The 10,118-nt window shown below is 55.3% G+C and carries 12 protein-coding genes and 1 pseudogene; 8 read left to right on the top strand and 5 right to left on the bottom strand.

What is annotated here, in order from left to right:
- Positions 1-533 precede the first annotated feature (533 nt).
- From F2P44_RS31720 to F2P44_RS31685, 8 genes are all read left to right on the top strand, one after another.
- Positions 534-773 carry an Arc family DNA-binding protein gene (locus F2P44_RS31720; protein WP_167093641.1) on the top strand — a complete coding sequence of 80 codons (240 nt, stop codon included), beginning with the start codon at positions 534-536 and terminating at the stop codon, positions 771-773.
- 232 nt (positions 774-1,005) lie between these two features.
- Complete coding sequence (locus F2P44_RS31715) at positions 1,006-1,155, top strand: hypothetical protein (RefSeq protein ID WP_167093639.1); 150 nt, start codon at positions 1,006-1,008, stop codon at positions 1,153-1,155.
- A gap of 1 nt (position 1,156) precedes the next feature.
- Positions 1,157-1,360 (top strand): hypothetical protein, encoded by a 204-nt coding sequence (locus tag F2P44_RS31710; protein WP_167093637.1) that lies wholly within the window; start codon positions 1,157-1,159, stop codon positions 1,358-1,360.
- Entirely contained in the window at positions 1,360-1,641 is a 282-nt protein-coding gene (locus tag F2P44_RS31705; RefSeq protein ID WP_167093635.1) for a hypothetical protein, read from the top strand. The genes F2P44_RS31710 and F2P44_RS31705 overlap by 1 nt, the downstream gene beginning before the upstream one ends.
- A 47-nt stretch (positions 1,642-1,688) precedes the next feature.
- Positions 1,689-3,812 (top strand): ParB/RepB/Spo0J family partition protein, encoded by a 2,124-nt coding sequence (locus tag F2P44_RS31700; RefSeq protein WP_167093633.1) that lies wholly within the window; start codon positions 1,689-1,691, stop codon positions 3,810-3,812.
- A complete protein-coding gene (locus F2P44_RS31695) occupies positions 3,812-4,393 on the top strand; it encodes a hypothetical protein (RefSeq protein ID WP_167093631.1) in 582 nt (193 codons plus the stop codon). Before F2P44_RS31700 ends, F2P44_RS31695 begins: the two co-directional genes overlap by 1 nt.
- Complete coding sequence (locus tag F2P44_RS31690; protein WP_167093629.1) at positions 4,390-4,695, top strand: hypothetical protein; 306 nt, start codon at positions 4,390-4,392, stop codon at positions 4,693-4,695. Before F2P44_RS31695 ends, F2P44_RS31690 begins: the two co-directional genes overlap by 4 nt.
- Positions 4,696-4,939: 244 nt before the next feature.
- Entirely contained in the window at positions 4,940-6,043 is a 1,104-nt protein-coding gene (locus F2P44_RS31685; protein WP_229423872.1) for a tyrosine-type recombinase/integrase, read from the top strand.
- 50 nt (positions 6,044-6,093) lie between these two features.
- Here the strand turns inward: F2P44_RS31685 and F2P44_RS31680 are convergent, their stop codons facing one another.
- The 5 genes and pseudogenes from F2P44_RS31680 to F2P44_RS35945 form a co-directional block, all read right to left on the bottom strand.
- Positions 6,094-6,390, bottom strand: coding sequence for an STAS-like domain-containing protein (locus F2P44_RS31680; RefSeq protein ID WP_167093625.1), 297 nt, complete (start codon positions 6,388-6,390; stop codon positions 6,094-6,096).
- Positions 6,381-7,286, bottom strand: a complete 906-nt coding sequence (locus tag F2P44_RS31675; RefSeq protein ID WP_167093623.1) for an STAS domain-containing protein — start codon at positions 7,284-7,286, stop codon at positions 6,381-6,383. Before F2P44_RS31675 ends, F2P44_RS31680 begins: the two co-directional genes overlap by 10 nt.
- Before the next feature lie 455 nt (positions 7,287-7,741).
- Positions 7,742-8,590: a sterol desaturase family protein gene (locus tag F2P44_RS31670; RefSeq protein WP_167093621.1), complete on the bottom strand. Its 849-nt coding sequence runs from the start codon at positions 8,588-8,590 to the stop codon at positions 7,742-7,744.
- Between the two features lie 70 nt (positions 8,591-8,660).
- A complete protein-coding gene (locus F2P44_RS31665) occupies positions 8,661-9,458 on the bottom strand; it encodes an AraC family transcriptional regulator (protein ID WP_167093619.1) in 798 nt (265 codons plus the stop codon).
- A gap of 507 nt (positions 9,459-9,965) precedes the next feature.
- Positions 9,966-10,088, bottom strand: a pseudogene (locus tag F2P44_RS35945) (IS5/IS1182 family transposase); the annotation flags it as partial.
- Positions 10,089-10,118 lie beyond the last annotated feature (30 nt).

Below are 10,118 nucleotides of genomic sequence, written 5' to 3'. Positions count from 1 at the left end.
CGGCCCGGAGTGGATGAACCCGGACGCTTACCGATTACTTACTTTATATTTTTCCGCAGACGACGACGGTCGGTCTGAGATCATGAACACGGCGCTCGACTATGCTCGGGTTCATCAGAGCCGAGTTATCCACAACAAGGCTTAAATACACTGGCCGTCCACGCGGCGCTTCGCTTGCTTCTCTCGGGTGCGAGACTGCGATCCGCGTCATCCGCACCACGGCCTCGTCGCGACGACGGTCATCCATCCGAGTGTAGGCTTCGATAATTTTGTCTAAGTTCTTCATTTCCCTAAATCATTAATGTAAGTCCGACGCAAACCATATCCTTGCGGCAATTAATTTGATACCCGTAGTAAATAAGCGTTTACATGGCGGTCAGCGGACAAATAACCACAAATTCCCACAGCAGCGGCTCTACTGTAGGGAGTGCGATCAACTATCGTACCCGCGAAGAAACTTCCTAGTTAAATTTTGGTGTCATATTTGACGTCAAAAACAACACAATCTTGTAAAAGCACGAAAAAATCGTGCGATGACCAAAGCCTCCCAACCAGAAACACTCACCCGAACTACGCTTCGGTTACCAACCTCGCTCTATCACGAGCTGGAGGAGGCCGCCAAATACAATGGCCGCTCGATCAATGCGGAGGCTGTCGCCAGGCTGCAGGCTGCCTCTGTAAACGACCAATTTTCCCGCCTATTTGCCGAGCTGGCCGAAATCAAGGCGATGGACAAAGAGATATTGAGCACGGTCGCAGACCGTCGTCCTTAACGCCGTCCCTACCCCGCACGCAACCCCGCCATATAGCGGGGTTTTTTTTCGCCTCCGCGAAACCGAACATTGGACACCGTCGCGTTTAGCCAACTAGACCTCGCGCCGCGAACCTCAAAGTAAAGATTATTTTCGCCTCCGCGAAACTGTGGCGAATTATATTACCATTTGGTGTTGACAGAAAAATTACCATTTAGTAATATCATCAACACTACCTCAACAAGGAGCAATGATGATGAACTTTACAGTTACGATCAGAACAATATTTGCAGTCACGCAATGCGTCGCCCTTTCGATGACAAGCTTCGCCGCATATTTGGACGCCGCCGATACTCAAGGTGATGTTCCCTACAGCATCACCGTTGTCCCTAAGGCGGCCTAAGATGTCCAACGCCATTTACGCCGCCGCCATCGAAAGCGCCGTCAAGCGCGCCCTCGCGAGCGCGCATGCCGGCCCGGATGCCTACTTGACAGCATTCACCTTTATCGGTGCGCTGAGCGGCGCTCTCGATGCGTTTGACCACGCACTTGCCGTCAGGATTGATGAGGTATCGAACAAGGCAAGCAACAGTACGAGGCGCTCGTGATGTCCATGCAGCTCACACCTTGCCGAAATAGAGACGCCACGGCAATTCTCCGAAACTTTTGCCGTGCACACGTCTGCACACCTGATTTGGTTTCGGCCGACGGGGCCCAGCTCGACCTGCTGATGGTCTTTGCGCTGATGCGCCGACGCGGCTATCACGTCAGCGAGCCACGTCGACCGCAACAACAGTTGAACAGAAAAGCTACCACCTGGCTTGTCGACGTCACGCTGCCAGCAGGCACGTCCGTCCAACTGGCATTCCCCACATCAAACACGCCGTGACTACCAGCCGCGCGTGACGAAATGCCTTCTCCTACCTTGGAATCATCATGAAAAAGAACGCAACAAAGCCAGCCGCAGTGATCGCAACCGCCGCAAATGACGGAGTTTTCGGCATCCACCGAATAAACGAGATTCGCCCATCACCGGATAACCGCAAGCGCTTCAACCAGTTAGCCCTTAAAGAACTTGCCGATAGCATCAAGAGCATCGGCGTGGCCCAGCCAATCCTGATCCGTCCGGTTGCGCCAACCGCGGACGCGCCTGAGCGCTACGAAATCGTTGCCGGCGAACGCCGTTGGCGCGCGTCCATCATTGCGGGGATCGAGGTCATACCCGCGATGGTTCGTGAAATGTCGGACCGCGAAGCGGCAATGATCCGCATCTTGGAGAATTTGCAGCGTGAAGACCCGCATCCACTTGAGGAAGCCATAGGGTACGAGCAACTCATGCTCCAGTTCGGCTACAACGCCGACCAAGTTGCCGACGAGATCAAGAAGAGCCGCTCCTACGTCTACGGTCGCCTGAAGCTTTGCGCCCTCACCAACGACGTGCGCGAGCTTTTCCTCGACAATAAAATTTCTGCATCAACGGCTTTGCTGATTGCGCGCATACCAGTGCCCGCCCTCCAAGCAAAAGCCCTGGACGAGGTCATCAATCCTAAAAACGCATACCCAGCGGGAGAGCCCCTGTCGTACCGTAGGGCAGTCGAGCACATTCAAAGTCGCTACATGCTCGACCTGACCACCGCCGTTTTCCCAGTAAGTGACGGAAAACTCCTGGCCGCAGCCGGCGCCTGCACCAAGTGCCCGAAACGGACCGGCAATCAGCCTGAGGTTTTTTCAGACATAAAAAGTGCAGACGTATGCACTGATCCTGACTGCTTTGGCGAGAAGAAAGCTGCACACTTTGCCAAAGTCGTCGTGACAGCAAACAAAAAGGGAGTTCCAGTTCTAGAGGGCGCAGAGGGGAAAATAGCGCTCCAAAACACCTGGCAACGCGACAGTGAACTAGTGAGAGGCGATCAGGCAATTTGGTCGTTCGAGCGCAATGCGCCGAGCACAAAAAATAACGGATCTGTGATCGACTTCCTTGACGAGCGCACTCTGCCGCCAGTTGCGAATTATTTCAAGAACGATGACGGAACCGTAATCGCCTTCTATGATCGCCAAGCGATCCAACAAGCGCTGGAGAAGGTCGGTGCTTGCGAAACGGTCGAACAACATTCTGAACGCATGTCCCTCATCGTCAATGCGCCGAAGACCGAAGCACAGATCGCCAAGGACATTGCCGAGACGGAGCTGAAGGAGGCACGACTCAAGCTTTTGAAAGAAGAAAACGCCTTTCGACTTTCCCTCTACAAAAGATTTCGCGATCGCGCAGCCAACGGTCTTTCGCTAGATTCCCTGCGCGAGTTCGTCAAATTGATTCTGCTCGACAACAATGACTACTCCTTACCGAGCGACATCCTCGACGTGTACGGCGAAGCCAATCACAGCGATGATGACGTGTGCGCTTACATCGACAATGCTTCGCTCCAGGAAGTCCAGCTCATCCTGGTCGACCTGGTTCTTGGAGAATGTCTGCAGGTGGACAGCTGGGACTTAGACAACGGTCAAATCCAATCGGACGATCGTTTTGAAACGCTAAGTCGGATGGCGCGAATTGAAGGCATCGATCCGGCGACCGTTCGGGAGCAGCTTTACCCATCGCCCATCGTCACGTCCGGCATGCAGTACGACGACCTGGTCAAGTTCATTCGCATCAGTCCAGAACGAATCAATGAACTGGCAAAAGCGGTGATTGCCGACGCTTCGCGCTTTGACCTGATAGATGCCCTGGAACGCGCAGCCAAATCGGCTGGATTTGTCTACGCCGCCGGCGGATTCATCATAGCTGGCACAGACGGCGAACATACGCCTGCAGCGGCCGTCGCTGCCGCCGAGACAGTGCCTGTCGGTCAACGCAACGAACAGTCGCAGAAGGTCGTGAAGACTATCAACTCAACCAAGGGCAAGGCCAAGACTGCCGTGATGGCGCCAGTGGAAGCATGGCCATTCCCGAGGTCGCCCGAAATAGCGATTGATAGTCACGACGACACGCTGCCTGCTGAGATTGAAGTCACGCCGGCAGCCGAAGTATCAGAACCGCTCGTAACAGAGGAGATAGTGTAATGGGACGCACGGACGCTATGCTTATCGCGACCAGACGCCTTCGCAACATGGTGGTGAGCGATGCAACCGCCGCTAGCTATCAAAGCTTGGGGGCATACCGCAACGAGGTTCTGCGGCTGGTGGGGAATATCACCGCCAGCTATTACGCCGGCAAGGTGATGCCTGAAGCTGCCCCTGACACGGCGCCCTCAAGCGCGCCGGAACACATGCCTTGGGCTGCGATCGCCTACCCTGCGGAACATCCTTATCCCGTCGCTCTGCGCACCATCGAGGAGCTACGAGCAGCGATCGCGCGGTACGCCTTTATCGATGTTGAAAAGCTGACGCGATACACGGCGAATCCTATGGGAGGCATGGAAATTGATCAGAAGTATGGGCCTTGGGCACTGATCACTGATGTACGCAACAACCAGGTACGCGACCCAAACTATCCTCCCGTTCGCTACGACCGAAACGACGCCGAGACGTTCGCTCAAGCATTGATCGCGCAGGGCTGGCACCACGGCGGCGAAGGATACGTCGATGGTCTCCACGAACTGCTCGGCAGCTTCCTACAAACACATTTGGGAGATACAGCATGAAAAAGCAACCATGTGAGAATTGTGGCGGCAGCGGCTTCTGTTTCGGGAAGCGCTGCACGTGCCAACCAGCAGAGCCGGATCATTCTCGCAAGTCTCTTGCGAAAAACCCTGTTCCGACAGATACCGCGCGCCTCGACTGGACCTTACCCCTACTGACAGGGGCGGTCTCTGATGTTGCTGACTTGCGTGCTGCTGCGTTAGCAGCGGCCCTCATTGCCGGACTTGACGATCGCGCCGCAATTGACGCCGCTATGACTTATGCCAGCCGCGCGCAGGCATCTAAATCCACAACCCGCGATTAATACCAGTCCTACGTAAAGAAACAAAAATGCTACGCTATCTCACCATTCCTAAATTTGCTGCAGAATCCGGATATACAGAGGATGCGATTCGCACCAAAATTAGGGATGGCATATGGTCGCAGGATCAGGTTTGGCTAAAGGCTCCTGACGGCCGAATTTTAATAAATGTACCGGGGTATGAACAATGGGTCGAGACGGCCGGGGTGTTAAAGCTGCATCGGAAAGCAGCATCGAAATCAGTTTCATGTATAAAGGCACCAGGTGCCGTGAGCGCATTGCGCTCAAGCCCACAGCCGCTAATCTAAAGCGCGCGGAGAACCATCGCGCCGCAATCTTGCATGCGATCGCGACAAACAGCTTTGACTATTCCCTCACCTTTCCCAACTCCTCAAATGCGCTGAAGTTCGCCACGCACAAGGGGGATGTGCAACTGCTCGAAGTCTACTTGGAGAAGTGGCTGACCGGCCAGAAGGCGCACCTGAAGTCCAGCACGCATAACGGGTATCGCAAAATCGTCGACGGGCAGCTCGTGCCGTGGTTCGGCAAGTTGACCGTGTCGGCAATCGGGAAGAAGGACGTCAAAGAGAAGCTGAAGGACGTCGGGGCGAGCAACAAAACGCTGGCCAATATTCAGAGCATTCTCCGCAAGGCAATGGAAGATGCAGTCGAGGACGAGCTGATCGAAAGCAATCCTTTTGCAGGCTGGTGTTATTCAAAGAAGGAGATGCCGAAAGAGCGAGATGCAATCGATCCATTCACGAAGGAAGAACAAGCTGTGATACTGCAGAACCTCACGGGCCAGGGACGCAACCTGATCCAGTTCGCCTTTTGGACTGGCATGCGCACGTCCGAGCTCGTCGCACTCGAATGGAACGATATCGACTTTGTACGTGGCGTTGTAGTCGTCTCGCGCGCCATGACACAACAGTCCAAGGAAGCGGAGGGAACGAAGACCGATGCCGGCAACCGGGAAGTTAAGCTGTTAGCCGGCGCGCTTGAAGCACTGCAGGCACAACGTCAACACACTTGGCTTACCGGCAACGAGGTGTTTCAGAACCCGCAGACGATGGCGCGATGGGCGGGAGATCAGCCGATCCGGAAGACCCTGTGGACCTGGGCGTTGAAGAGAGGCGGCGTGCGGTATCGCTACCCGTACCAAACCCGTCACACATACGCCAGCATGATGCTTTCGGCCGGCGAACATCCGATGTGGGTTGCAAGGCAGATGGGCCATGCCGACTGGACGATGATTGCGCGTGTGTATGGAAAATGGATGCCGGACGCCGATAAGCTTGCCGGCTCACGCGCCGAAACGGTATTTGGAACGCCAAAAATTGCGCAACACTAGCAATCCAAAGTTTCTCTAATTGAACATCAGACCCTAGCTGCCCATGCAACCTAGTGCGCGGCGCGGCGCTTTGCCTCAAACGCAAAGCGCGATTTGATCATCTCGTTGATCTGAGAATTTGTATTCACGAAGCGAAGCCGTCTCTTGATCTCATTGAAACTTAAGAAGTCAAGGAGACTAATAAATGCTACGTTGACAAAAGATGACGGTACAGAATCGACACCCTCTAAGGATACAAATAATTCCACTTCAGTTGGTAAGCGTGACACGATGATGTCATGGATGACTTGACCGTCCTCGCCGTTGTAGCAACGGTCGACGAAGTCAAGCACTCTGATCATTCCCATGTGAAATCCTCCTCATCAATATCATCCGGCACAAATTTATTTTTTTGCAATACGATTTTGATCATTGTACCCGGATAGGTAGCGCGCGCGCTTCTACCTACACGTTTTGACGACCCTTTTTTTGTTGCAGCAGAGCAAGTGTACCCGCCCTGGCCCGAAATTATATCGACTGTCCCACGGTTTTTTTCGACTACGTTGCGTATCAGCACATGAAGCCCTGCCCCCATGTTCTTCGGAGTCGTTTGCGTTGTAAACCCCTCAACGCAAGCCATTGCGATTGCTGCTTGATCTGTCGTAAGCTCAGGCCGATGAAGCCTGACGCGCCCAGGTATCCCGACCCCGAAATCCGCGACGCATATGGTGATGTCACCGCTTTTCTCATCGTAGTGCGCGGCACTGCAGCCTACCTCTATTGATGAGTGATCCCTGATATTGTTAAAAATTTCCTCAAAACATACTCTCAACGTTCCGAGCTCACCCGTCTCAAGTCCAAGATTACTCGCTAGCCAAGGAACCAACTCGAAGTGAACATAGGCATGACTACGTTCGTAGCGCACCGTCTTGATGGGCAAAAACTGAGGGCACGTCGGAGGGGCCTGTCGGCCAGCTTCGCTGAAGGCTAGGAGGCCAGACCTTTTGACAAATTCAAACGCGTCGCAGAAATCAGCAGCGTTATGTTCAACGCGAATCCCCATTTGACGACACAGCGATATCAAATTACACAGAACTGTGACGCCACCAACCTGAATTTTCTTCAACTGCATGAAGTCCAAGCAGACGCAGCCCGGGCGACTCTTCAGTTGACGGAAAAGATGCATGACTAAACCCTGGACGGTATCCCTCGTCAGCACTACTGGCAGGACAATAATTATTGGGTTCTCTGCGATGTTTCTCATATGCAAATCCATGGTCGAGAGGACAATGATACACCCAACGTGCCAGGGAGAAGATGGTTAGTCACAATGACAGTAATATGACACCCATCTAGCACTAGCCCTACAGCTGCTTGAAGTGTCGCGGGTTCGATTCCCGCCGCCTCCACCACCGCATTTTTTGTTTCAAATCCAGCATCATCCAACGCCGTCCACGTGACGGCGTTTTCACACCTGCCTCCCCTCTAGAACAGCCACCTTCCGTTGGGGACAATCATCCATCTTGTCCATCACGCGTCCATCTCAATCCGGCCAGGATGAGGGTACATTTGGTGGTATTGGACAGACATCGACCTGCGTGCGACCACGTTTCTGCCTGGAAGGAGCAGAAAGCATTCAAATCGGTTGGCACCGCGCTGGCCGACTTGATCGCGGCCCACATGGTGGCCGGGCAAGCCTGAACTTTTGCTGCCAAACCGTCACGTCCGCCACGGCCAGGCCAGCTGTCCTAAGTACGACATCGGCGCTGTCTCGTCGCGCAGTCCGACCTCGCCTGCGCGCACGCCCTGCCGCTCATGATGGAACGTCCCGAACAGATGATCCCAGATCAGCCAGAATTCGCCGAAATTGACCTGCGCATCTTCGTAGTCCCGTTTATGGTGCCAGCGATGAATTTCGGCCACGCACAATACCTGCCTGAGTATCCCGACGCTGTAGTCCACGTTGGCATGCTGAAACGCCAGATGCACCGCAACGATCGCCAGCCAGCATCCGATGATCTCGGGCGGCGCGCCCGCGAAAACGGCGACGGTTATTCCTGGCGCACCGAGCACAAGGGCACTGAGCGGATGCCTGCGCTCGCCATTGAGCCAGTACAACCGTTCGGCGCTGTGGTGTATGGCGTGCAGCTTCCATAGCCTTACATTGCTGTGGCTGGCCCGATGCATGCTCCACAGGCCGAAATCGATGATCGCGCCGGCCAGCAGCACCTGCGCCCAGGTCGGCCAACGGGTCGGCCAAAGGCTGGCAACCGGCAAGAATTGAACAAGGAAACTGGCGCTTTCTGCCGTCAGGAAAATCAGCGTCAGGCTGACCAGGGCATGCAGGATATCGACACCCGTGTCACCGTGGTCGGACAACCAGGCAGGTTCATATGGCTGCAGGTGCTCCAGCAGCGCGACACACGCCATTCCCAAGCCGGAAATGAGTGGAACCAATGGCCAGTACGGAAGATGGTTCGACGTCGCGGCAAGCAGGGCAAGGGCACAGCCGCCAAAAATGATCGGATAGGCGCCCCAGCGCACAATGTATTTGATGACAGGTTTCAAGATGAACTCCAGGCAGTGAACAAGGCATCCATGCTGCCGCAGTTCTCTGCGCCGGAATTGAATGAAAGAGCTATCTGTGCCGTGGCATCTTGCCCAGCTGCGCCAATGCGCTTGAAGGGCTCAGGCCAAACATCTCCACGAACGTCCGCGTGAAATGGGCCTGGTCGGAGAACCCCGCACCATGCGCCGCATCCGTCAGCCGCTCGCCCGCAAGCACCTGTTCGATCCCGCGTACCAGCCGCAACCACTTCTTGTAGCTGCGCACCGGCATGCCGGTCGCTTCGCGGAACCAGTGCGAAAACCGGCTGCCGGACATGCCCAAGGCGGCAGCCATGGCGGCACGGTCTGGGGAGTTCTCGTGGTCGAGGGACGAATGCAGGATCTGCAGCACCGCGTCGAGCCTGGCATTGCGGGCCGGCAGTGCACCGAGCTGCAAGCGTGCGCGCAAGGTATCAAAGCTGCGCTCGTGCGGCATGTCGTCCCCGAACGACGCCAAGACGATCGCTGCCAGTCCTGCCGGAGCTTCGATAATCCGGTCCGATGCTGGCATCATCGACACGATGGCGCGTGCCTCATCCGTCGTGGAGTCTATGTACAGCGACATCATATGGCCTGGCATGAGCTGGTGCGCAGTATTTGCGGGGATAAACAGGGCATGGGCCTGCATCGTGCCGCAGTCCGCTGCCAGCTGCACCGGTGCGCCGATGCCAATGCTTAACTGGTGGGCCCAATGCTTGTGCCGGTGATTGTCGCCGGCCTCGCCGCGAAACAGGCCTATGCCCGGGCGCATCGCCATCTTCCCTATCCATGCCATTTCCATCGCCGATACGGTTCCCGCGTCCGGCATGACCGCTGCATTTTTCTTCATCGTGGAGCCGCTGTCTTCATTTTCAACTTTCAGGATAATGTCATGGATTTGGGGTTGATATCTGGTCGCCGTTTCTGAGCCGGTTCACTGTCACAGAAATCAACTCGGTCGCTGACTTTTGCATCTAGGACGTTCGCCGTCCGCCAGTTGCAGGGGAGTATATCGAGCTCTGTACTCGGCTCAGAAACGCCAAACCGCTGTCTGAACCGATAGTTTCGAACGTCGAGCGCACGGCCCAACTCATCTTGGCCAATAAGCATTTTCAAGGAACTTCAAGCTCAGAGATTTCCGATGCCTGCCAAATTGCCGCGACTATTGCTTCGTTGATTTCATATGCCGAGTCAGCCTCTACGGTTCGGCATGAGTTCATAAAGCAAGAAACTGTCAGGCAGGCTCAATATGTTTATTGAGGAAGCCCCGATATGGCAGCTGGACGCGAAGGAAGGCAAAGGCTACTGGGCCGGCGTATTCGCTGAACAGGGCACTACCGGTTAAGCCGACATGGGAGGGGCGCTTGGCCACACCTCGATAGCCAGCGTCGCCCAGAACAGCTTTCTCGGCGCCGTGCGCCAGCGCATGCGCCTCGATCACGTCAGATACGTTTCCAGTCGTTCCCCCGACGCTATGAAGCCGGCGGCGTGCGATAACGCGCGGTCTTAG

It is taken from the genome of Massilia frigida, from assembly GCF_011682175.1.
GTDB classification, from domain to species: Bacteria; Pseudomonadota; Gammaproteobacteria; order Burkholderiales; family Burkholderiaceae_D; genus Telluria_A; species Telluria_A frigida.
The sequence above is the reverse complement of the archived record's forward strand: the minus strand, read 5'-3'. Positions and strand labels throughout refer to the sequence as shown.

Coding starts and splice junctions, on each gene's coding strand:
- F2P44_RS31720 (WP_167093641.1), top strand. CDS start 534: ATGACCAAAGCCTCCCAACCAGAAACACTCACCCGAACTACGCTTCGG.
- F2P44_RS31715 (WP_167093639.1), top strand. CDS start 1,006: ATGATGAACTTTACAGTTACGATCAGAACAATATTTGCAGTCACGCAA.
- F2P44_RS31710 (WP_167093637.1), top strand. CDS start 1,157: ATGTCCAACGCCATTTACGCCGCCGCCATCGAAAGCGCCGTCAAGCGC.
- F2P44_RS31705 (WP_167093635.1), top strand. CDS start 1,360: ATGTCCATGCAGCTCACACCTTGCCGAAATAGAGACGCCACGGCAATT.
- F2P44_RS31700 (WP_167093633.1), top strand. CDS start 1,689: ATGAAAAAGAACGCAACAAAGCCAGCCGCAGTGATCGCAACCGCCGCA.
- F2P44_RS31695 (WP_167093631.1), top strand. CDS start 3,812: ATGGGACGCACGGACGCTATGCTTATCGCGACCAGACGCCTTCGCAAC.
- F2P44_RS31690 (WP_167093629.1), top strand. CDS start 4,390: ATGAAAAAGCAACCATGTGAGAATTGTGGCGGCAGCGGCTTCTGTTTC.
- F2P44_RS31685 (WP_229423872.1), top strand. CDS start 4,940: ATGTATAAAGGCACCAGGTGCCGTGAGCGCATTGCGCTCAAGCCCACA.
- F2P44_RS31680 (WP_167093625.1), bottom strand. CDS start 6,390: ATGGGAATGATCAGAGTGCTTGACTTCGTCGACCGTTGCTACAACGGC.
- F2P44_RS31675 (WP_167093623.1), bottom strand. CDS start 7,286: ATGAGAAACATCGCAGAGAACCCAATAATTATTGTCCTGCCAGTAGTG.
- F2P44_RS31665 (WP_167093619.1), bottom strand. CDS start 9,458: ATGAAGAAAAATGCAGCGGTCATGCCGGACGCGGGAACCGTATCGGCG.